Source organism: Streptomyces sp. NPDC026659 (assembly GCF_040638245.1).
Taxonomy (GTDB): Bacteria; Actinomycetota; Actinomycetes; order Streptomycetales; family Streptomycetaceae; genus Streptomyces.
In genome coordinates this window covers 81710-103304 of the sequence record NZ_JBEZXY010000004.1, presented here as the reverse complement: position 1 = coordinate 103304, position 21595 = coordinate 81710, and the positions used below count along the sequence as shown (strand labels likewise).

The following is a 21595-nucleotide window of genomic DNA, read 5'->3' as shown; positions in this document are numbered from 1 at the left end:
GCGGGCACCGAAGAAGTGTGCCCGCCCCTCCGCTCACGTCATCTCATGTCACCCCGTTACGGCGTGACCGAGCCGATCTTCACACTGCCGCTGCCCGCGACCGTGCCGTGCGCGTTCACCAGCCGGACCCGGCCGAAGAACTCACGCCCGGCCGGGGCCTCGGTGTTGGCCGTGACCTGGCCGGTGACGGTGGCCGAGGCGCCGGTGCCCAGCTCGACCGCCGTGTCCGGGACCGTCACGGTGCCGAGGGCCGCGGAGAAGAACAGGTCCCGGTAGTCGTACTCGGTCGTGCCCGAGGGCACCGCGTACCCGTCGACCTTGATCGTGTACGTCCCGGCGGCGGGGGACGGCACCGAGACCGCCTCCTCCGAGTCGCCGTCGGCGGACTGGGCGACCTGCTTGCCGTTCGCGTCGTACACGGTGAGGTCCAGGTCGGCGGACGGGTCGGAGACGTTGCCGATGGCCACGTCCAGGGACTCGGCGCCCTCCGGGACGGTCACGGTGGTGGTCCGGGTCTCGCCCTCCTTGATCGAGGGGCGGGCGGACTCCGAGGAGCCCAGGGGGCCGCCGACGAGCTTGCCGTCCAGGGCGGCGTACTTGTTGGTGACCTTCCAGGAGGCGTCGGCCGGGACGCCGGCCTTGGCCTCGGGCACCGTCACGGTCTCCGGGTCGAAGGCCGCGCCGAGGACGGAGACGTCCAGCTTGTACGGGTTGTCGAGGAGCGGCGAGGTGCGCCGGGCCTCCACCTCGACCTCCCAGACGCCGGGCTGCGGGTCGGCGTAGGAGCGCACGTCGGGCTTGCAGCCGTTGCCGTCGAGGTAGTTGTTGTAGCAGTACGGCGTGCTGGTGTTGTCCACCGGAGTGCCGTACGGGTGGATCGCGATGAACCGGGTCTGGCTCCCCGTCTTCAGGCCGCCGATCGCGACCTCCAGCGCCTTGGCGCCCGCGGGGACGGTCAGGAAGTAGGAGCGGGTGCTGTTGCGCTGCACCGAGCCGGTGAGGGAGCGGGTGTAGTCGACCGGGCTCGCCACCACGACCGTGCTGAGAATCTGCTTGTCGACGCCCTCGGTGAACGGGTCGTCCACCTCGAGGATCGCGCTCTTGAGACCGGCGGCCTTCGGAGCGGCCTGCACCTTGACGGTGACCGGCTGGTTCAGCGGGAGCCGCACCAGGGGGCTGCCGAGGACGCGGAAGGTGTGCTCCGGGTCGTTGACGAAGCGCAGCGTGTGCCAGACCGCGCGGTCGGGGCCGGAGGTGCGGGTCACCGTGACGTCGTACGTCTTGCGCTGGCCGCTCTTCAGGCCGCCCTCGCGGTCGTAGAGGCCGGTGCCGAAGCCGGGGGTCTTCAGGGCGTCGTCGAGCGCGGTGTCGACCGGGGCCTTGACCGTGTACTCGTGCGCGGTGGCGCCGTCCCGGATGGAGTCCCAGGCGTCCACGACGTCGATCAGGCCCGCGCCCTCCTCGTACGCCTGCGCGCCCTTGATGTGGTGCGCGGTCGAGGTGAGCGCGGTGCGCAGCACGGCCGGGGTGAGGGCGATGCCCTTCTGCTTGGCGGCGCTGAGCAGCAGTGCGCTCGCGCCCGCGGCCTGCGGGGAGGCCATGGACGTGCCCTGGAGCATCGAGTAACCGGCGGGCAGGGTGTAGCCCGCCTCGGCGACCGGGGAGCCGGGCAGCCAGGTCTGGGTGGTGTTGATCGCGGCGCCGGGCGCGGTGATCGTGGGCGTGAAGCCGCCGTCCTCACGCGGGCCGCGCGAGGAGAACGGCATCAGGGCGTACGGGGTCGTCACCGCCGAGCCGTAGTTCGCGGCCCAGGTCTCCTTGGAGATGGCCGCGCCGACCGAGATGACCTTGTCGGCGAGGCCGGGGTCGCCGATGGTGTTGGCGCCGGGGCCCGAGTTGCCCGCCGAGATGACCAGCTGGACGCCGTAGTCGTCGATGAGCCGGGTGTAGAGCGCGGCACGCGCGTTGGCGCCGTCGTTCAGCGCGGGCAGGCCGCCGATGGACATGTTGACGATGTCCACGCCCCGCTTGGTCACCAGGTCGATCATGCCCTCGGTGAGTGCGATGTTGGTGCAGCCGCCGGACCAGGTGCAGGCGCGCGAGGAGACGATCTTCGCGCCGGGGGCGGCGCCGTTCATCTTCCCGCCGAACAGGCCGTTGGCGGCGGTGATGCCCGCGACATGGGTGCCGTGCTCGGACTCGATCACGCCGATGTTGACGTAGTCGGCCGTGGCGCCCGAGGAGTTGTAGACGACGTCCTTGCGGATCTCGACCACGAACGGGATGCGCTCGGCGACGTCGGTCTTCGGGTCGTCGGTGCCGAAGTAGCCGATCTGGTAGCCGTCCTTGTACGGCTTCATCGGCGGGTTGTTCGTGAAGTCCAGGTCGTCGTCGGTGTCGACGCGGACCGTGCCGGTGGCCGGGTCGTACAGCACGCCCCAGGCGTCGGTGGTGTCGCCGTCGCGGTTGAGGTCGCCCTGCATGTCGCCGCCGGTGGTGGCGGACTCGTACAGGTAGTTGAACTTGTAGGCGCCGGCCGGGGCCTTGAAGGTCTCCGCGGCCGTGCCGGAGCCGACCGAGAAGGACGGGCCGGAGACGGCCGCGGTCATCCGCCGCCAGGTGCCGTCGCCGTCGCTCACCGGGTCGGTCGCGGTCACCCAGTCGACGATCTTGCGCTCGCCGGTGGTGGTCTTCTGCAGCGCCGGGTGGCCGAGGTCCACGCCGGAGTCGAGGATGCCGATGGTGACACCCCGGCCGTCGGCCTTGGGGTGGTCCTTGACGAAGTCGACGGCACCGGTCTCGAAGGACGGGTTGTACGGGTTCTTCGCCGGGGTCTTGCTGTCCGGCGCGGGGTAAGTGGTGGCCGTACGGCCCGACTTGGCGTCCTTGGCGGTGTCCGCGCCCGGGGCCGGGTCGTCCAGCGGGATCTCCTGGCGCAGGTCGATCGCCTGCACCGAGGAGAGCTTGGCGGCGGCGGCGATGGCCGAGGCCGCCTTGGCGGTGGGGACGGTGGCGCGGACGTAGCCGACCTTGTCGTAGGTGCGGCCCACGGTGCCGCCGTTCACCGCGTCCAGCTCGTCCGCGACCTGCTCGGTCTGTCCCGGCGCGGTCGCGATCATCATCGTGACGTTCTTGACGCCCTCCGCGCGGGCGTCGGCGAGCAGCGCCGCGTCGTCCGAACCGAGCTTGTCGTGCGCGGACTTGGGCTCGGACGCGGGCGCGGTGGCCGGGGCGGACGGCGCGTCGGCGGCGAGCGCGAGCGGCAGGGGTCCGGCCGTGCAGAGCGCGGCGACCACGCCCACGGTGAAGGCCGTACGGGCCAGCCGTCTCGGACCGGGTATCGGATCGCGCTCGGGGGTGTGGGTCATCGGCGTCCCTTGTGAGTGAGGAGTCCTGTGCCGGACGAGCGCACAGCCTTTCCCAAGAGACCGATTTTTGGGGTCCGTTGACCGAATCGATATCGATGTATGGGGAAAACCCGCGATGGGGTGGCGCGATAAGGGCCGGGTTACCCGCGGAATGCGACCGACTCCCTTTCTTCGCCGCTCAGTTCTCCTTGGTGCGGGCGTAATGCCGGGACGCCTTCGCGCGGTTGCCGCACGCGGCCATGGAACACCAGCGCCGGGTGCCGTTGCGGGAGGTGTCGAAGAAGCGCAGGACGCAGCTCTCGTGTGCGCAGACGTGAATGCGGTCGGGGGCCCGGGTGATCAGGTGCAGATAGTTCCGGGCGGCGAGCCACGCCGGTCCCCAGGACGGGTCCGTGAACTCCGGTTCCTCGCCCGGCCCTTCGGCGGTCAGCCGGACCCGTACCCGCCCGTGCCCGAGCACGGCGTCCACCAGCGGCGCGCCCCGCTCCGGCGGCCCGTCCACCGCGACGGCCAGCGCCTCCCGCGCCTCCCGCAGCTGCCGCAGCGTGCGCCCGTCGGCCGGGTACGCCTCCGCGAGGCCGTTCGACGCGAGCCACACCGCGAGGCCGTCCGTGTCGGTGAGCAGGTCCTGCGGTGCGCCGTCGCTGTTCCACCGGGTGTTGAGCAGGTCGAGCGCGAGCGGCTCGCCGATGAGCGGGCGGGGGTCGGGCGTCGCGGGCATGGGCACTCCTCTCACTAACCGCTCAAGCGTAAGTGACCGGTTGACGCGATCGAGTCTAACCTTCTAACGTTGTTGAAGAAGGTTAGACATCCTTGGCCGGCCGGCCCCGGCGCCGACCGGCCCGAAAGGGGCAGCCATGACTCTGCGCGCGGGCCACACCGGCCTGAACGTCACCGACCTCGACCGCTCGCTCGCCTTCTACCGGGACACGCTGGGCCTCGTCCCACTCGCCGAGAGCGAGCGCGGCGGACGCCGGTACGCGTTCCTCGGCACCCACGAGGGAGAGGGCCCCGTCCTCACCCTCTGGCAGCAGGCCGCCGGGCCGTACGACAGCGGCCGCGCCGGACTGCACCACCTCGCCTTCGAGGCGGAGTCCATGGACCGGGTCCGGGAGTACGAGGCGGCGCTCAGGGCGGCCGGGGCCGAGTTCGCCCATGCGTCGGTGGTGGCCCACCGGGAGGGCTCCGCCTCGGGCGGGATCTTCTTCCACGACCCCGACGGCACCCGCCTGGAGATCTACGCCGAGAAGGGCGCCGAGGACGCCCCCGCACCGGACGACTCCGCTCCGGCCTGCGGTTTCTTCTAGCCATGAGCACCCACAGCGGCACCTACGGCGTGTACCACGCGGGCTCGCTCGCCGTGCAGGAACGGGCGGGCGAACGCGAGCGCGCCGACCACGTCGGCCGCTCCCTCGGCCAGGACATCAGGCCGGTCGCCGCCGCCTTCCTCGGCCTCCAGCCCCTGCTGATCGTGGGCGCCGCCGATCCCGGTACCGGACGGGTGTGGGCCTCCGCGCTCTCCGGCGAGCCCGGCTTCGCCCGCGCCACCGGCCCCCGGCAGCTGTCCGTCGGCCCGGACCTGCCCCCGGTCGACCCGCTCACGACGGCCCTGGCCACCCCCGGCACCCCGATCGGCACCATCGCCCTCGACCCGCGCACCCGCCGTCGGATGCGCCTGAACGGCCGACTCCGGCCCACGGCACGGGGGTTCGCGGTGACGGCGGACCAGGTGTTCTCCAACTGCCCCAAGTACATCCAGCGCAGGGAGACGTACGAACGGGTCGAGGGGCGCGAACGCGGAGTTCCCGTACAGCACGATCAACTTGACCAGGCCGCCGTCGAGTTCGTGACCTCCGCCGACACCTTCTTCCTCGCCACCGTTCACCCCGGCGGGGCCGACGCGAGCCACCGGGGCGGCAACCCGGGCTTCGTGCGGGTGGATTCACCCCGCGAGCTGAGCTGGCGGGACTACCCGGGCAACGCCATGTTCCTCACCCTCGGCAACCTCCGTGCCGACCCGCGCGCCGGACTGCTCTTCCTCGACTGGGCGGCCGGCACCACGCTCCAGCTCACCGGCGAGGCGCACACCGAGTTCGGCGCGGACGGCGAGCGCACCGTCCGCTTCACCGTCACCGGGGCGATCGCCACCCCGGCGGCCGTGCCGCTGCGCTGGAGCGCGCCGGAGTATTCCCCGGCCAACCCGGAGTCGCCGCGCTAACGTCCCTGTATGCGACGGAAGTTGAGGGTGGCGGCCTACGCCGTGTGCGTCCGGGACGGACAGCTCCTGCTCGCCCGCTCGCCCGCCCCCGACGGCACCCCCGAGTGGGTGCTGCCCGGCGGCGGCATGGAGTTCGGCGAGGACCCGTACGACACCGTGCGCCGCGAGGTCACCGAGGAGACCGGCTATCGCATCGAGGTCACCGGCCTCCTCGGCGTGGACTCCCTCCGGCTGACCCTGCCGGACCGACTCCTCGGCCGCGCGACCGACCACCACGGGCTGCGGCTCGTCTACGCCGGGCACATCACCGGCGGCGAACTCCGCAACGAGGTGAACGGCTCCACCGATCTGGCCGCCTGGCACGACCTCACCGCCGTACCCGCCCTGACCCGGATCCCCCTCGTCGACACGGCCCTGCGACTGTGGCGCGAGCGGCCGCCGGCGGGGCACCTGGAGGCAGAGCCGCTCCGGGAGGCCCGGGAGAACTGAGAGGACGCGGGACCGCCGAGCCACTAGGGCCTGTCTTTCGGATCAGGCCGCTCCAGCCGAGCGAGCTTTTCGGCCGACCCGAGCGGGGGCTGGTGCGTGCAGCTGCAAGGCGGAGGAGGGAGTCGACGCGGAGCGTCGGCGAGTGACGACAACGCCGCAGATGTGCGTGCCAGCCCCCGCGACTCGGGCTGATCCGAAAGACAGGCCCTAGCGGGGGAGCACCACGACGTACGCCGCCGGATCGCGGTCGCCCGCCGCCATCAGGGCGGTACGGAGCACCGCCGCCTGCTGCTCCGCCGACTCCCGCAGCCTGCGCGGGGTGACATGGACGACCGTGATCCCGAGCCGCTCCAGGTGCTCCCGCTTGCGCGCGTACTCCGCCCATCGCTCGCCCTCGTCCCGGTGCGGGGCCCTGGTGTCCAGCTCCATCGCGACCGCCTGCTCGGGCCAGTAGGCGTCCACGCCGCCCAGGTAGGGGCCGCCGGGCAGCCGCAGGTCCACGTTCCACACCGGGTCGGGCAGACGGTGCTCGCCCACCAGCCGGTACAGCCGGTCCTCGGCGGCCGCCCTGCCCTCGGCCACGAGCGACTCCACCGCGTCCACCACGTGCGACCGCGACAGCAGCCGCGCCTGGTTCAACTCCCGCACCAGCGCGGCCGGTTCACAGTGTCCTTCGCGCACCGCCTCGGTCAGCAGCAGTCGTACGGTGTCCGCGTCCGTCAGCCGGGCCACCGCGTCGGCCAGCGCGCGCCGCACCGGCGCCACCGGCACCCCGGAGACCGCGTGCGCGACGGGCAGCTCCGCCGTGCGCCGCACCCGGACGTACCCGGCCGAGCGCAGCCGGCGCAGCCTCGGGACCAGGACGTCCACCCGGTCCGCCGAGGCGAGCGGCGGGGCCGCCGCGAAGCCGTACAGGGCGAGTGCGGCCAGGCCGGTGATCATCGCCTCCGCGTAGGGCGAGCGGTGCGGGTCGCCCGCCCTCGGCTGGGCCGGAACGCCCGGGGTCGACTCCCGCGAGGCGTACAGCAGGGCGCCGTGCAGCCGCTCCTCGCTGGTGGGGCTGCCGGAGTGGAGCAGGACGACGTTCGGCAGCAGCAGCCGCCACGGGCCCCCGACCCGGCAGCGCTCGTTCAGCTCGGCCGTCGTCACGCCGTGCGAACGCAGTTGGGCCGCCGACAGCACACGACGGTGCACCTCGGAGAGATGGCGGAGGGGGCGGGGGGAGAGCGGGGTGTTGTGCGTCATGCACAACGGAATGCCCGACCCCCGTCCCGCCTGTAACCCCTGTTACACGCTCGTCGAGGAATGCGGACAACACGGTACTAAAGGACGGGTGTTCGGATGCCGAGTAGGCACCGAAAACCCCTGGTCCGTTCGGGGGAGGACCAGGGGTTACGGGTGGGCGTGCCCGGATTCGGTAACGGTCACCGAGCGGCCAAGTTCAGGCCAAAGGTCGGGCTGAAGGCCGGGCTGAAGATCAGCGTCCGTCGGCCTTCGCGTCGCACGCCTGGGCGCGCAGCGCGCGGGCCAGGTCGTCCCGCGCCTCCAGCACCAGGCGGCGCAGTGCCGGAGCCGCTTCCGCGTGCTCCGCGAGCCACGCGTCCGTCGCGTCCAGCGTCTCCTGACGGTCCTGGTAGGCCGGGAAGAGCCCGCTCACGATGTCCATGCCGATCTGGATGGACCGCTCGCGCCAGATCCGGTCGATCGCTGCGAAGTACTTCTCCGCGTACGGCGCGGTCAGCCGGCGCTGCGAGGGCTGGGAGAAGCCCGCGATCGTCGCCCCGACCAGCGCGTTCGACAGCCGGTCGGACTCCACTACCTGCGCCCACGCCTGCGCCTTGACCGCCGCCGAGGGACGGGCCGCCAGGCACCGCACCTGGTGCCGCTTGCCGGAGGCGGTGTCGTCGCGGGACAGCTCGGCCACGAGCAGCTCCTCGTCGGCCACCCCGTGCGCGGCCAGCGGCTCCAGGAACGCCCAGCGCAGCTCCTGGTCCACGCTCAGCCCCTCGACGGTCTCGGTGCCGTCAAGGAGTGCCTTCAGCAGCGCGAGATCGGCGGGCGCGGCGGCGGCCGAGGCGAAGAACCGGGCCCAGGCCAGCTGGTGTTCGCTGCCCGGCTCCGCCGCCCGCAGCTCCTCCAGGGCACCCCGCGCCAGCAGGTCGGCGCCGGTCTCCCGCCACTCGGGCGCCGCGTACCGCTCCAGGGCCGTGCCCGCCCAGGCGTGCAGCATCTGGAGCACGCCGATGTCGGACTCGCGGCCCGCGAAGCGCAGCACCAGCTCCAGGAAGTCCCGCGCGGGCAGCAGCGCGTCCCGGGTCAGGTTCCACAGCGCGGACCAGGCGAGCGCGCGGGCGAGGGGGTCGGACAGCGCGCCCAGGTGCTCGCGCAGGGTCGCGAGGGAGGTCTCGTCGAAGCGGATCTTGCAGTAGGTGAGGTCGTCGTCGTTGACGAGTACCAGCTCGGGGGCCTCGGCACCGGCCAGTTCGGCGACGACGGTGCGCGGACCCTCGACGTCGGTCTCGACGCTCGCGTAACGCTCCAGCGAGCCTTCCGTGTCGCGCCGGTACAGCCCCACCCGCACCCGGTGCGGCCGCAGTTCGGGATGCGACTCGGGGGCCTCCTGCACCACGGCCAGTTCCGCCACCCGGCCCTCGTCGTCCAACAGCACCTGCGGGGTCAGGGAGTTGACCCCGGCCGTCTGGAGCCACGACGCGGCCCACGCCGTCATGTCCCGCCCGCTGGTCTCCGCGAGCACCGAAAGCAGGTCGCCCAGACGGGTGTTGCCGTACGCGTTGCGCTTGAAGTAGCGGCGGGCGCCCTCCAGGAAGGCGTCCTGTCCGACATACGCCACCAGCTGCTTGAGCACCGAGGCGCCCTTGGCGTAGGTGATGCCGTCGAAGTTGAGCTTGGCGTCCTGGAGGTCGCGAATGTCGGCCGTGATCGGATGCGTGGAGGGCAGCTGGTCGGCGCGGTAGGCCCACGCCTTGCGGCGGTTGGCGAAGGTCGTCCAGGCGTCCTTGAACCGGGTCGCGCCCACGTTCGCGAAGGTGCCCATGAAGTCCGCGAAGGACTCCTTCAGCCACAGGTCGTCCCACCACACCATGGTGACCAGGTCGCCGAACCACATGTGCGCCATCTCGTGCAGGATGACGTTGGCCCGCGCCTCGTACGACGTCTGCGTCACCTTGCCGCGGAAGATGTACTCCTCGCGGAAGGTCACCAGACCCGGGTTCTCCATCGCCCCGAGGTTGTACTCCGGCACGAACGCCTGGTCGTACTTCCCGAAGGGGTACGGGTAGTCGAAGTTCTCGTGGAAGAAGTCCAGGCCCTGCTTGGTGATCAGGAAGACGTCGTCGGCGTCGAAGTACGGCGCCAGACCCTTGCGGCACATCGCGCCGAGCGGGATCTCCAGCTTGGACCCGTCATCGAGGACGCGCTCGTAGGAGTCCGTGACGTAATGGTACGGGCCCGCCACCACGCAGGTGATGTACGTCGAGATGGGCTTGGTCTCCGCGAACTTCCAGACTCCGTCCGCGAGTTCACCGGCGCCGTTGCTCCACACCCGCCAGCCCTCGGGGGCCTGCACCTCGAAGCGGTAGGGCGCCTTGAGGTCCGGCTGCTCGAAGTTGGCGAACACCCGCCGCGCGTCGGCCGGTTCGTACTGCGTGTAGAGGTAGACCTCGCCGTCCTCGGGGTCGACGAAGCGGTGCATGCCCTCGCCGGTGCGGGAGTAGGCGCACTGCGCGTCCACGGTCAGCTCGTTCTCGGCGGCCAGGTCCGTGAGGAGTACCCGGGAGCCGTCGAAGACCTCGGCCGGGTCCAGGTCACGGCCGTTGAGCGTCACGGAGTTCACCGACGGCGCGATCAGGTCCGCGAAGGTGGAGGCGCCCGGCTCGGCGCAGCCGAAGCGGATCGTCGTCACCGAGCGGAACGTGCGCGCAGCGGCGGCGTCGTCGGCGTCACCGACGGCGGAACGCAGGTCGAGCGACACGTCGTACCCGTCGACGGACAGCAGCGCGGCCCGCTCCCGGGCCTCGTCGCGGGACAGATTCTCACCGGGCACGGCGGCACTCCCTTGTGGTCGCGAGATTCAGGCTCTGAACGGCACGATCCTGCCATGCGGTCCTGACCGGCGGCATCGGGGAATTGCGGGGCCGGAGGCGATGTTGCCGCCGGTAAAGACCGTTTCGCTAGGAGAGACATGTCCGAGACCGCGACCACGTCGGGCAAGACCCCGGTGGACTTCTGGTTCGACCCGCTGTGCCCCTGGGCCTGGATGACCTCCCGCTGGGTGCTGGAGGTGGAGAAGGTCCGCGACATCGAGGTCCGCTGGCACATCATGAGCCTCGCCGTCCTCAACGAGGACCGCATCGACGAGCTGCCCGAGGAGTACCGGGACATGCTCGCCACCAAGGCGTGGCAGCCGGTCCGGGTGGTCACCGCGGCCTGGCAGAAGTACGGCGCGGACGTCCTCGGCCCGCTGTACACCGCGCTCGGCACCCGTATCCACAACGACGGCGAGGGCCCGACCCGCGAGGCCGTCGAGGGCGCGCTCGCCGAGGCGGGCCTGCCCGCCGACCTCATCGACTACTTCGACCAGACCGACTTCGAGTTCGACGCCGAGCTGCGCGCCTCCCACAAGGAGGGCATCGAGAAGGTCGGCCAGGAGGTCGGCACCCCGGTCATCGCGGTCCCCGGTCCCGACGGCGAGCAGATCGCCTTCTTCGGCCCGGTCGTCACCCCGGCCCCCAAGGGCGAGCAGGCGGCCCGCCTCTGGGACGGCACCCTCGCGGTCGCCTCGGTCCCCGGCTTCTACGAGCTGAAGCGGACCCGGACGCAGGGGCCCGACTTCAGCAACCTCTGAGCAGCGGGCTCCGGCCCGGCGTCCCCGGACATCCCCGGGAGGGGAGAAGCCGCCGTCCTGCCGGTTCGGTTTGCGCCGGCAGCGGCGGCACCCCATGCCATGAGCGCCTCCTCGGACGGGCCGGCCGCACGGCCGCCGCCCCGGGGTCCTCCCCGTGCACGGCCGCGGATGTACCGCTTCCGCCGCCCCGCGTCCCGGCGGCGAGCCGCTACGGCCGCCGCAGCAGCCCCCGCTCCATGGCCACCACCACGGCCCGCGTGCGGTCGTTCACGTCGAGCTTCGCGAACAGGCGCAGCAGATGGGTCTTCACGGTGGCCTCCGAGATGACCAGGCGCCGGCCGATCTCCGCGTTGGTGAGGCCGTCGGCCACCGCGCGCAGGACGTCGGTCTCCCGGGTGGTCAGCGGATCGTGGACGGGCCGCCGCATCCGGGCCACCAGCTTCTCCGCCACCCGTGGCGCGAGCACCGTCTCGCCGCGCGCCGCCGAGCGGATCGCGTCGGCGAGCTGTTCGCGGGTGGTGTCCTTGAGCAGATAGCCGATGGCCCCGGCCTCCACCCCGCGCTCGATGTCGGTGTCGGTGTCGTACGTCGTCAGGATCAGCACCCGGGTGCGGGGATGCCGGGCGACGATCGCCGCGGTCGTGGCGACCCCGTCGAGGACCGGCATGCGCAGGTCCACCAGGGCCACGTCAGGACCGTGCCGGGCGACCAGGTCCAGCGCGGCCCGGCCGTCCCCGGCCTCGCCGACGATCTCGATGCCGGGTTCGCCGTCCAGCAGCGCCACCACCCCCGCCCGCATCACGGCGTGGTCGTCGACCACGACGACCCGCAGTCCCGCACCGCTCATGGCCTCTCCTCCCCGCCGGCCGGCGGCCTCACCGCGCTCATGGCCGCTGCCTCCCGCCCGACGGCAGCACCGCCAGAATCCGTGTCCCGTCGCCCACCGAGCTGGTCACCGTGAGCCTCCCGCCCAGCTCCGCCAGCCGCTTGCGCATGCCGTCGAGCCCGAAACCGGCGGACTCCTCCACCACGAACCCCCGGCCGTCGTCGGTGATCTCCAGCTCCACCCCGTCCGGCCGGCGGGCCAGCACCACCCCGACCGTGGAGGCACCGGCGTGCTTGCGCACGTTGGCCAGGGACTCCTGGGTGCAGCGCAGCAGCGCGATCCGGGTCTGCTGGTCGCAGTCCATCTCGGTCAGCTCCGCCTCCACGGCGAGACCGGTGTCCTCCGCGAACCGGTCCAGGACGCGGCACAGCGTCAGGGTCACCGAACCGGACGCGGCCCCGCCAGCCTGCCCGCCCGAGCCGACCAGCTCCCGCGCCTCGGCGAGGTTCTCCCGGGCCGTCGACTCGATCGAACGCAACTGCCGTGCGCTGCGCCCCGGATCACTCCCCAGCCCCGCCCGGGCCGCCTCCGCGAGGACCACGATGGACGCGAAGCCCTGGGCGAGGGTGTCGTGGATCTCCCGTGCCATCCGCTCCCGCTCGTCCGCCGCACCCTGACGCTGGTGCGCCTCGGACAGTTCGCTCTGGGTACGTTCCAACTCGGCGATGAGCCGGGCGCGTTCGGTGCTCTGCTCGACCACCGCCCGCGCCCACAGCCCGATCAGTACCCCCACCGCGACGACGATCAGCGTGCCCACCGCGGTCTTGCCGAAGAACTCCGCGGACCAGCCCTGCTGCACCCAACTCCCGGTCAGCGTGGTCACGGTGGCCAGGCCGAGGAAGCCCAGGGAGATCCGCGGGGTCCGCCCGAACATCCAGTAGTGCGGCAGCGTCACCATGAACAGTGCCGCGTAACTGGTTCCCAGGTACGCCAGCCCGCCGAGCGCCAGCACCAGCACGACGAGGTAGCCGTGCGGGCGCAGGACGGGGTTGTCCGGGAAGCGGTGCAGCACCGCGAAGGCCAGGGCCACACCGGCGAGCATCGCGAGCGCCGTGTACCGGGCGGGCCCGTCGCCCAGGGCGGCGATCCCGACGGCCATCCAGGCGAACAGCGCCCAGCACACGGTGTTCCACCGACGCAGCGAGGTGGCCCAGAAGGCATCCGTGGACGTGCCGGCGAGCGTCGTCATGGCGATCAAGGTACGTCGGCCAGGGCGGGAGCGGGGGCGGATTCGACGGCCCGCGCGGGGCGCACCGGCCACCAGGTCCGCTCGCCGAGCAGCAGCAACGCCGACGGCAGGACGAGGACGCGGACCACGAAGGCGTCGATGAGGACGGCCGCCGCGAGCACGAACCCGATCTGCTTCATCTCGATGATGTGGAGGAACACGAAACTGGCGAAGACCGTCGTCATCACCACGGCCGCGCTGGTCACCACGCCGGCCGAGCGCCGGATCCCGTCCAGCACGGCCTGCCGTGTCGAAACGCCAGCGAGCACGGCCTCGCGGATCCGGCTGACCACGAACACCTGGTAGTCCATCGACAGGCCGAACAGGATCACGAACAGGAACAGCGGCACCCGGGAGCCGATCGAACCCGTCGAGTGGAAGCCGAGCAGGCCCTCGGCCCAGGTGTGCTGGAAGACCAGGACGAGCAGCCCGAGCGCTGCCGCCGCCGACAACAGGTTCAGCACGACACCGATGAGACCGAGGACGACCGAGCGGAACGCGTACAGCGTCATCAGGAACGTCACCAGCAGCAACGCGCCGAGCACCAGGGGCAGTTTGCCGTTCTGATGGGCCGGATAGTCGGTGTAGCGGGCGACGTCGCCGGTCACGCCGTACTCCGCGCCGCCGATCCGGCCGACGGTGGCGGGCAGGTAGTCGTCGCGCAGGTGCTCCAGCGAGTCGTACGCCTGCGGGGAGTTGCCGAGGTGGGGCACGCGCAGCTCCAGGCTGGTGACACGGCGGTCGGCGGAGACCCGGACACGGGAGCCGGCCGCGAACAACGGGTCGGCGTCGGCCTTCCGGGCCAGCGCGCGCACCTGCGCGGCCACCTCGTCGGCCTGCGCGGCGCCCGCCCGTACGACGACCTGGTGGGTGACCCGTCGGTCGGGGAACTCCGCGTTGAGCCGGTCGTACACCCGCATCGCGGGGATCTCCCGGGAATGCGTGTCCCGGCTCATCTCGGTGATTTTCAGACCGCTGAGCGGGAGGACCAAGGCGGCCAGCGCGAGCAGCGAGCAGCACAGGGTGGTGAGCGGGTGCCGGGCGGCGGGCCGCAGCAGGGTCGACCAGAACCGGCCGCCGTCCGTGCCGCGGACCCGTCGGGGTGCCTTTCCGCGCGAGGCGCGCCTGCGGGCCCGGCGTTCGGCCCGCCTGCCGAGGAGGGTCAGCAGGGCGGGCAACGCGGTCAGCGAGCTGGCGACCGCGACCAGGACGACCACGATCGTGCCGGTGGCGAGCGACGAGAAGATGACGTCCGAGGCCAGGTACAGGGTGGCGGTGGAGGCGACGACGGCGAGCCCGGAGACCACCACGGCCCGGCCGGAGGTGGCCGCGGCCAGCTCCACCAGTGCCTCGGTGCTCAGCCGGCCGCCGCCGCGCGCGCGTTCCTCACGTTCCCGTTTGAGGTGGAAGAGGGTGTAGTCGACGCCCACGGCGAGGCCGATCATCAGGATGACGTTGGTGCCGACCCCGGCGTCGGGGCTGAGGTGGGAGGCGAGCATGGACAGGCCGACGGCGGCCGCGATCGACGACAGCGCGAGCAGCAGCGGCACCGCGGCCATGGTGAGAGAACCGAAGGCCACCAGCAGCGTGAGCAGGGTGACGGGCAGGGTCAGCTTCTCGGAGAGGGCGAGGTCGTCGCCCCGCTGCCGGTCGACGCCCTCGCTGATGGAAGGGCTGCCGGTCTCCTGGAGAAGCAGCGTGGGATACGCCTTCCGGACCGCCGCGGTCTGTGCGACGAGCGCGCCGACCTTGTCCTTCGCCAGCCGCTCCTCGCCCTTGAGCGACACCTCGACCATGAGGACGTTCCCGTCCTTCGAGCGGACGGGTGCCGCCACTCCCGCGACCTCGGGCAGCCGCTTCATCCGGGCGGTGAGATCCCGGGCGGCCGAGGGGGCGTCCGACCCGTCCAGCGCACCCGAACGGGCGGAGATCAGGACCTGCTCGGCCGCCGGCCGCTCCAGGTGACCTCCGACAGCCATGGCCTCGGCCCGGCCGGCCTCGCCGACCCGGTAGTCGGCGGTAGTGGCGCTGTGTGTACCGACGGCACCGCCCGCGCCGAGGCACAGCGCCACGAACAGAAGCCAGCCGACGAGCGCCCGCCAGGGGTGGCGCGCACTGACGCGTGCCATGCGTACAGTCAGGTTTCTCATGCCCGAGATCCTTGCCGCGCGGGGCATTTCGGCGGCACGGGTGTTCGGTCGGTCTTCGGGTCCACCGATCGGTGGACCCTCGGGGTACGGAAAACCCCCCGCGAGTCACGTCCTCGCAGGGGGTCTCCCTCATCCGCCCGCCCGCGTGAAGGGTGAGAAGACGATCACGAGGCGGGACGATCGACGGACCTCAGGGGTCCACGGGAACCGGCTTCAGGGAGCCAGCAGCAGCACGTCCGCCCGCTCCTTCGCGGCCGCGTACCGCCGGGCCACGTCCTGCCAGTTCACGACCTGCCACATGGCCTCGATGAAGTCGACCTTCTGGTTGCGGTACTGGAGGTAGAAGGCGTGCTCCCAGGCGTCGAAGACCAGGACCGGGGTCGAGCCCTGGCCTACGTTGCCCTGGTGGTCGTAGACCTGCTCCACGATCAGCCGGCCGCTGAGCGGTTCGTAGGCGAGGACGCCCCAGCCGGAGCCCTGCGTCGTCGCGGACGCCTTGGAGAGCTGGGTCTTGAAGTTCTGGAACGAGCCGAAGGACTCCGTGATCGCGTCGGCCAGTTCGCCCACGCCGTCCTGGGCCAGCGGCTCGCCGCCGCCGTCCTTCGGGCCGGTCATGTTCTGCCAGTAGACGCTGTGCAGGATGTGCCCGGAGAGGTGGAAGGCCAGGTTCTTCTCCAGGCCGTTGACCGAGCCCCAGGCGTCCTTGTCCCGCGCCTCGGCGAGCTGCTCCAGGGTGTCGTTGGCGCCCTTCACGTACGCCGCGTGGTGCTTGTCGTGGTGCAGCTCGATGATCTCGGGGCTGATCACGGGGGCGAGCGCGGCGTAGTCGTAGGGCAGTTCGGGCAGCGTGTAGACGGGCATGGACGGGTCCCCTCCGAGACTTATTGCAAAGGACTTGCAACTACACGCTAGCAACAAGAAGCGACCGGTGGGGGCCCGGGGCACGACAAAGGCCCCCACGTGTCGCTCGTGGGGGCCTTGGTCTTCTCCGGCTTCAGCGTTTGGCGCGCGCCCGCTGCCAGGCGTAGCCGCCCGCCGCCAGGGCCAGCGTCAGGCCGCCCGTGGACCACAGCTGGGCCCGGGTGTCCGGCTGCCGGGCCATCAGCACCAGGATCACGACCATGCCGAGCAGGGCGACCCAGGTCAGCCAGGGGAAGCCCCACATCAGGACGGCGGGCCGCTCGGCACCCGCGCGCTCGGCGCGGCGGCGCAGGATCAGCTGGGAGACGCCGACGAAGATCCAGACGACCAGGATCACCGCGCCGATCATGTTCAGCAGCCACATGAACACGTCGTCCGGGCGCCAGTAGCTGAGCAGCACGCACGCGAAGCCGAACACCGAGGAGACCAGGACGGCGATCCGGGGCACCCCGCCGGTCACCTTCGCCAGCGCCTTCGGGCCGAGACCCCGGCCGACCAGGGAGTGGAGCATGCGCGAGGAGCCGTAGATGTTGGCGTTCATCGCGGAGAGCAGGGCGGCGAGGACGACCACGTCCATGACGCGGCCCGCGCCGGGGATGCCGAGGGTGTCGAGGGCGGCGACGTACGGGCCGCGCGCCACGACCTCCGGGGAGTTCCAGGGGACGAGGGTGACGACGACGGCCATGGAGCCGAGGTAGAACAGCGCGATCCGCCACATGGTGGTGCGCACGGCGGTGGCGACACCCCGCACCGGGTCCTCCGACTCGGCGGCCGCGATGGTCACCGTCTCCAGGCCGCCGTACGCGAACACCGACGCGAGCAGGCCGAGGACCAGGCCCTGGGCGCCGTTCGGCAGGAAGTGGGTGAGGTGGGAGGCGCCGGGGGAGTGGGTGCCGGGCAGCACGCCCGCGATGGCCAGCACGCCGAGGACCAGGAACAGCACGATCGCGCCGACCTTCAGCGCGGCGAACCAGAACTCGAACTCGCCGAAGTTCTTCACGGCGGCCAGGTTCGCGCCGCAGAACACCACCATGAACAGGGCGACCCAGGCCCACTGCGGGGTGCCGGGCAGCCAGCCGCTGACGATCTTCCCGGCGCCGATGCCCTCCAGGCCGACGACCGTGCACTGCATGATCCAGAAGGACCAGCCGACCGTGAACCCGGCCCACGGGCCGATCGCCCGCTCGGCGTGCGCGGAGAAGGAACCCGAGGACGGGTACGCCGCCGACAGCTCGCCCAGCATCCGCATCACCAGCAGCACGAGGAAGCCGGAGAGGGCGTACGCGACGACGATGGAGGGACCCGCGGCGGCGATCCCCGCGCCGGAGCCGACGAAGAGACCGGCGCCGATCACGCCACCCAGGGCGATCATGGACAGATGGCGCTGCTTGAGGCCGGAGGCGAGGGGGACGCCCTGTTCCCGCTGCTGCGGTGGTTGCTGCGTGGTGGTGCTGGGCATGGGGCGGGGCTCGTCCAGTCCGGTAGTCCGACAGTGGGTAAAAAAACTCCACCAGTCTGGGCGGTTTCCGGGAGGAGGCGCGGAAAGCGCCCACGATACGGACAAATCGCTTACGGAATGTGTACGTCCACTTACCTGGGTGGTCCCGGCCACCCGGCCGGGGTGACGGGCATCACGCCGATCCCGGTGTAACCGGCATCCTTTGTCCGGAGCCCACCAAGCGCCTGTTCACGCCTTTGTCGAGCGCGGACGGTGATCGGGGGTTGGCCGCCGGTATAGCGTCGGTGAGTTGTCACCTGCCCACACACCCGCGGAGTCCCCATGAGCACCGCCAGCGTCCTCGCTCGCCCCGGCGCAGTCCTCGCCGACCTCATCCCTGCGTCCCGCGTGCGCGACGCCGCCCTCGTGCTCGGCGGCGCCGCCCTCACCGGTCTCGCGGCCCAGATCGCCGTCCCGGTGCCGGGCTCCCCGGTCCCGGTGACCGGTCAGACCTTCGCCGCGCTCCTCGTCGGCACCGCGCTCGGTGCCCGCCGCGGCGTCCTCTCCCTCGCGCTGTACGCGGTCGCGGGCGTCGTCGGCGTGCCGTGGTTCGCGGAGGGCGGTTCCGGCTCCGGCGCGGTCTCCTTCGGCTACGTCCTCGGCATGATCCTCGCCTCGGCCGCCGTCGGCGCCCTGGCCCGCCGCGGCGCGGACCGCTCTCCGCTGCGCATGGCGGGCACGATGCTCCTCGGCGAGGCGATCATCTACGCGGTCGGCGTCCCGTACCTGGCCCTCGCGGCCCACATGTCCCTGACCCAGGCGATAGCGGCCGGTCTGACTCCCTTCCTGATCGGCGACGCCCTGAAGGCCGCCCTGGCCATGGGCGCGCTGCCCACGGCCTGGAAGTTCGCCGCCAAGCGCTGACACCGGAACCGTCGGCGCCGGACGCCGGACGCCGGAAGCCCCGAGGACCGCAGTGGTCCTCGGGGCTTCTTTCATGCGTGCCGCAGTGCCGCAGTGCCGTTTCCGCGTCAGCGGGCGCTGGCGCCGAAGCGGGTGCCGACGGCGGGGAGGCCGCCGGTGCCCGGCTGGTAGGCGGTGACCGGAGCGGCGGTGCCGCCGGCGGTCACGTTGGACATCGGCAGGGCGTACAGGGCGCCGTAGGCGCTGGGACCGAACGGCATGCCGACGTAGAGCCGGGTGCCGGTGAAGCGGATGCTGGAGCCCAGCTTCTGACCGGCGGCCGGGGTGCCGGAGATACCGGCGCTGTCGCCGACCTGGATCCAGCGGTCGCTGGCGCCGGGGGCACCGAGCAGGGGGAACGTCTGGACGGACCCGGCGCCCGCCTCCGTACCGATGGCCTCACCGACGCTGCCGACGGCGAGCCTCATCGTGGCGGCGGTGCCGACCGCGCGGGGCGCGGTGTTGACGGCGGTCACGGACGAGCCGAACTGGTCACCGGCCTCGATGGTGCCGGAGACGTCGTCGTCGGCCGTGCCCGTGTCGATCGCCTTGAGCTGGGTGAAGGTGCCGTTGGCCTTGACCTGGAAGGTGATGACGTTACCGGCGTCGGCCTTGGTGGCGGTGTCGAGCGTGAGGTCCTCGCCGGGCGAGCCGACCGCGAGGATCGAGTCGGTGGCCGTGGCGGAGCCGGAGGGACGGTACGGGACCAGGGCGAGGGACTTGCCGAACAGGTCGCCCGCCTCGGCGCCGCCGGAGACGGTGTCGAGGTCCTGGTCCATGCCGAACAGGGCGGTGGGCTTGCCCTCGGAGTTCAGCTTCTGGTCGAAGACCATCACGTTGCCGGCGTCGGTGTCGGCGCCGATGGCGTCGTTGGGGGCGCCGACGGCGATGTGGTTGGCGTCGGCGGCGATGACGCTGCCGAACTTGTCGCCCGCCTCGGCGGCCCCGGGGACGCCGGTGCTGTCCTGGCTGATGCCGACGTTGGTGTTGGCGTGGGCGTAGATCACCGAGCCCGCGTCGGCGATGGTGCCGAGGTCCTCACCCGGGTCACCGATCGCGACGTAGGGCTCGCCGGAGGCGGTGGTACCGGCGGCGATGGCGGCGCCGAGCCGGTCGCCCGTCTCCGAGACGCTGCCCAGCAGCGCGCCGGCACCGGCGCCCTGCTCGAAGTGGGTGGCCTTCTGCGCGCCGGTGCCGACGCCGTCCGGGGCGCCGTAGAGCACGTCGGCCATACCGGCGTCGGTCGCGCTCCCGAGGTCCTCGCCCGGGGTGCCGACGACCAGGTCGGTGCAGCCGTCCTCGTTGTAGTCGACGGTGTCGATCGCCGATCCGAAGCCGTCGTTCGCCTCGGAGCCGCCGGACACCCAGTCGAGGTCCTGGTTGATCTCCGCCGTGCCCTTGCCGCCGCCGTAGACGACACGGACGAGACCCGCCTTGGCGTCACCGGCCACACTCGCCTCGGGGTCCGCGATCGCGATGTCCTCCACGCCGTCGCAGTTGAAGTCGGTGATACGGGTGGCACCCGCCTTGGAGCTGATCCAGCCACCCAGGTCGTCGACCCGGGTGCCGACGCCGTCGGTGCGCGTCTCGGTGCCGGGGACGCCGAAGCAACCGCCCTGGTAGGAACGGCTGCTGAGGGCGACGAGCTTGGCGCCGCCCGCCTCCGCGCGGACGACGGGGCCGCCGGTGTCGCCGGCGCAGATGGAGACGCCGTTCTTGCCGGTGACCGCGGCGGTGGTGGCGTCGGTGGCGCCCACGGTGAACGTGCCGGTGTGCAGCTTCATCGGCGCCCACTCGTCCGCGGTGCGGCCGTAACCGGCGACCTGGAGGTCCTCGCCGGTGGTGGCGGCCGTGGCGGACAGCGCGAGCGGGGCGACCGTGGTGACCGGCCGGTTCAGGCGGGCCAGCACCACGTCGCGGTCGGTGCGGGGCACCAGCTCCACCACCGTGCGGACCTCGCCCTGCGTGCCGGCGAGGTCCGTGCGGCCGATGGTCGCGGTGGTCTTCAGCGCGGGCTTGCCGGCGGGTACCGCGAGGCTGGTGGCGGGGTCGGTGGCGAAGCAGCTGGCGGCCGTGAGCAGCCACTCGGTGTCGACCAGGACTCCGGAGCAGCCGCGGGTGCTGTCACCGATGTCCAGGCGCGCGGTGGCGGCGTAGGTGGCGTCGGACGGAACGGTGCCGGTGACGGCCTGCGCGGGCGCGGCGGTCAGCACGAAGGGCGTCGCGACGAGAGCGGCGGCGATGGTGGCGAGCCGGAAGGGTCTGGCGTTGGGGGTGACCATGAATTCCTCGTGACAAAGGTCTTCGTCCGGAGAGACACCGGACGGCGAACAGCTGGGCGGACGGCGGGAGTTGCGCGGAAGCGCGGGTCTCCGCGAGCGCGGGGCCGAAGCTGTTCCTGTCGATGGTGTGGGTGTGCTCCTCGACGCCGACGGTCGTGTCGACCCGGGCCGAGGGGAGCCTGTCGGCCTGCGGGGAGTCGAAGCCTTCGCCGGTGACCGGCGCGCGCCGCGCGATTTTCGTCCCTGTTCAACGTCTTCGACGTTTCCGTCGGGTGCCCGGAATGTTCAGATATTGCGGGGCTCAGGACGTGGCCGGTCATTGTCCGCGACCGGCGGAATCGGGAGATTCTTTCAGGGCTTCGACTTAACCAAGCGTCCTGGTGGTCGGAGTGGGTCGACTTGCGGGATCGCATTCCCCACCCCCTCCATTGGCCGAAAACGGTCCTCCGTTCCCCCGCGAGAATGGAGATTTAACGGGCTTCTTGTTCACTCGGCGGCACTGCGTGCGGAAACGGGCAGACGGAGCAAACCTTGCGCTTCGGCGCGGTCGGCCGAGTTTCCGGACCTGCCGTCGAGAACCCCATGGGCTGCGCTATGTAATCGCAAAGGATTGATCTTTGTCCAGCCGTTTGGGTAGGGCAAAAACGCTCAAACCACCCCTATTGAAAGTGGTGTACCTCACAAGCGGGTGAGGGTTTAGATCATCTTCGATGGACGTCTTGCGGGGTTGGAGTGGTCGCGCAGGAGGGTAGGTGTGCGTGACACGAGTAATCATCCGGGATGTGGAA

General features: G+C 71.7%; 15 protein-coding genes. 5 read left to right on the top strand and 10 right to left on the bottom strand.

The window, feature by feature from the left end; translation table 11 throughout:
- Positions 1-56: 56 nt before the first annotated feature.
- Both AB0E91_RS12550 and AB0E91_RS12545 read right to left on the bottom strand, forming a co-directional pair.
- Entirely contained in the window at positions 57-3368 is a 3312-nt protein-coding gene (locus tag AB0E91_RS12550; RefSeq protein WP_361779303.1) for a S8 family serine peptidase, read from the bottom strand.
- Positions 3369-3546: 178 nt separating this feature from the next.
- A complete protein-coding gene (locus tag AB0E91_RS12545) occupies positions 3547-4089 on the bottom strand; it encodes a CGNR zinc finger domain-containing protein (RefSeq protein ID WP_361779300.1) in 543 nt (180 codons plus the stop codon).
- Positions 4090-4225: 136 nt separating this feature from the next.
- On the opposite strand from AB0E91_RS12545, the gene AB0E91_RS12540 reads away from it, so the two are divergent.
- Genes AB0E91_RS12540 through AB0E91_RS12530 form a run of 3 tightly spaced genes read left to right on the top strand, consistent with a single transcriptional unit; the run spans position 4226 to position 6075 of the window.
- The gene (locus tag AB0E91_RS12540) at positions 4226-4675 is read left to right on the top strand and encodes a VOC family protein (protein ID WP_361779297.1); all 450 of its coding nucleotides are present in this window, start codon (positions 4226-4228) and stop codon (positions 4673-4675) included.
- 2 nt (positions 4676-4677) lie between these two features.
- Positions 4678-5586, top strand: a complete 909-nt coding sequence (locus AB0E91_RS12535; protein ID WP_361779294.1) for a pyridoxamine 5'-phosphate oxidase family protein — start codon at positions 4678-4680, stop codon at positions 5584-5586.
- Positions 5587-5595: 9 nt separating this feature from the next.
- On the top strand, positions 5596-6075 hold the full coding sequence (locus tag AB0E91_RS12530) for an NUDIX hydrolase (protein WP_361779291.1): 480 nt from the start codon (positions 5596-5598) through the stop codon (positions 6073-6075).
- Between the two features lie 207 nt (positions 6076-6282).
- On the opposite strand, the gene AB0E91_RS12525 is transcribed toward AB0E91_RS12530, so the two are convergent.
- Positions 6283-7320 carry a hypothetical protein gene (locus AB0E91_RS12525; RefSeq protein ID WP_361779289.1) on the bottom strand — a complete coding sequence of 346 codons (1038 nt, stop codon included), beginning with the start codon at positions 7318-7320 and terminating at the stop codon, positions 6283-6285.
- 232 nt (positions 7321-7552) lie between these two features.
- A complete protein-coding gene (gene pepN / locus AB0E91_RS12520; RefSeq protein ID WP_361779286.1) occupies positions 7553-10138 on the bottom strand; it encodes an aminopeptidase N in 2586 nt (861 codons plus the stop codon).
- 138 nt (positions 10139-10276) lie between these two features.
- Between pepN and AB0E91_RS12515 the strand changes: the two genes are divergently transcribed.
- On the top strand, positions 10277-10939 hold the full coding sequence (locus AB0E91_RS12515; RefSeq protein WP_361779283.1) for a DsbA family protein: 663 nt from the start codon (positions 10277-10279) through the stop codon (positions 10937-10939).
- Between the two features lie 208 nt (positions 10940-11147).
- Here the strand turns inward: AB0E91_RS12515 and AB0E91_RS12510 are convergent, their stop codons facing one another.
- The 5 genes from AB0E91_RS12510 to AB0E91_RS12490 form a co-directional block, all read right to left on the bottom strand.
- On the bottom strand, positions 11148-11786 hold the full coding sequence (locus AB0E91_RS12510) for a response regulator transcription factor (RefSeq protein ID WP_361779280.1): 639 nt from the start codon (positions 11784-11786) through the stop codon (positions 11148-11150).
- Positions 11787-11823: 37 nt separating this feature from the next.
- Positions 11824-13014: a sensor histidine kinase gene (locus tag AB0E91_RS12505; protein ID WP_361779277.1), complete on the bottom strand. Its 1191-nt coding sequence runs from the start codon at positions 13012-13014 to the stop codon at positions 11824-11826.
- 5 nt (positions 13015-13019) lie between these two features.
- Entirely contained in the window at positions 13020-15203 is a 2184-nt protein-coding gene (locus AB0E91_RS12500) for an MMPL family transporter (RefSeq protein WP_361779274.1), read from the bottom strand.
- 213 nt (positions 15204-15416) lie between these two features.
- A complete protein-coding gene (locus AB0E91_RS12495; protein ID WP_361779271.1) occupies positions 15417-16064 on the bottom strand; it encodes a superoxide dismutase in 648 nt (215 codons plus the stop codon).
- Positions 16065-16197: 133 nt separating this feature from the next.
- The gene (locus AB0E91_RS12490) at positions 16198-17583 is read right to left on the bottom strand and encodes an amino acid permease (protein WP_361779268.1); all 1386 of its coding nucleotides are present in this window, start codon (positions 17581-17583) and stop codon (positions 16198-16200) included.
- 321 nt (positions 17584-17904) lie between these two features.
- On the opposite strand from AB0E91_RS12490, the gene AB0E91_RS12485 reads away from it, so the two are divergent.
- Positions 17905-18486 carry a biotin transporter BioY gene (locus AB0E91_RS12485; RefSeq protein WP_361779265.1) on the top strand — a complete coding sequence of 194 codons (582 nt, stop codon included), beginning with the start codon at positions 17905-17907 and terminating at the stop codon, positions 18484-18486.
- Positions 18487-18593: 107 nt separating this feature from the next.
- On the opposite strand, the gene AB0E91_RS12480 is transcribed toward AB0E91_RS12485, so the two are convergent.
- Positions 18594-20807, bottom strand: coding sequence for a trypsin-like serine protease (locus AB0E91_RS12480; RefSeq protein ID WP_361779262.1), 2214 nt, complete (start codon positions 20805-20807; stop codon positions 18594-18596).
- Positions 20808-21595: the final 788 nt, after the last annotated feature.

Bases quoted from the DNA above. Each gene is read 5' to 3' on its own strand.
- AB0E91_RS12485 (WP_361779265.1), top strand. From the start codon at position 17,905: ATGAGCACCGCCAGCGTCCTCGCTCGCCCCGGCGCAGTCCTCGCCGAC.
- AB0E91_RS12525 (WP_361779289.1), bottom strand. From the start codon at position 7,320: ATGACGCACAACACCCCGCTCTCCCCCCGCCCCCTCCGCCATCTCTCC.
- AB0E91_RS12495 (WP_361779271.1), bottom strand. From the start codon at position 16,064: ATGCCCGTCTACACGCTGCCCGAACTGCCCTACGACTACGCCGCGCTC.
- AB0E91_RS12540 (WP_361779297.1), top strand. From the start codon at position 4,226: ATGACTCTGCGCGCGGGCCACACCGGCCTGAACGTCACCGACCTCGAC.
- AB0E91_RS12480 (WP_361779262.1), bottom strand. From the start codon at position 20,807: ATGGTCACCCCCAACGCCAGACCCTTCCGGCTCGCCACCATCGCCGCC.
- AB0E91_RS12530 (WP_361779291.1), top strand. From the start codon at position 5,596: ATGCGACGGAAGTTGAGGGTGGCGGCCTACGCCGTGTGCGTCCGGGAC.
- AB0E91_RS12515 (WP_361779283.1), top strand. From the start codon at position 10,277: ATGTCCGAGACCGCGACCACGTCGGGCAAGACCCCGGTGGACTTCTGG.
- AB0E91_RS12505 (WP_361779277.1), bottom strand. From the start codon at position 13,014: ATGACGACGCTCGCCGGCACGTCCACGGATGCCTTCTGGGCCACCTCG.
- AB0E91_RS12535 (WP_361779294.1), top strand. From the start codon at position 4,678: ATGAGCACCCACAGCGGCACCTACGGCGTGTACCACGCGGGCTCGCTC.
- AB0E91_RS12510 (WP_361779280.1), bottom strand. From the start codon at position 11,786: ATGAGCGGTGCGGGACTGCGGGTCGTCGTGGTCGACGACCACGCCGTG.
- AB0E91_RS12550 (WP_361779303.1), bottom strand. From the start codon at position 3,368: ATGACCCACACCCCCGAGCGCGATCCGATACCCGGTCCGAGACGGCTG.
- AB0E91_RS12490 (WP_361779268.1), bottom strand. From the start codon at position 17,583: ATGCCCAGCACCACCACGCAGCAACCACCGCAGCAGCGGGAACAGGGC.
- AB0E91_RS12545 (WP_361779300.1), bottom strand. From the start codon at position 4,089: ATGCCCGCGACGCCCGACCCCCGCCCGCTCATCGGCGAGCCGCTCGCG.
- AB0E91_RS12500 (WP_361779274.1), bottom strand. From the start codon at position 15,203: ATGAGAAACCTGACTGTACGCATGGCACGCGTCAGTGCGCGCCACCCC.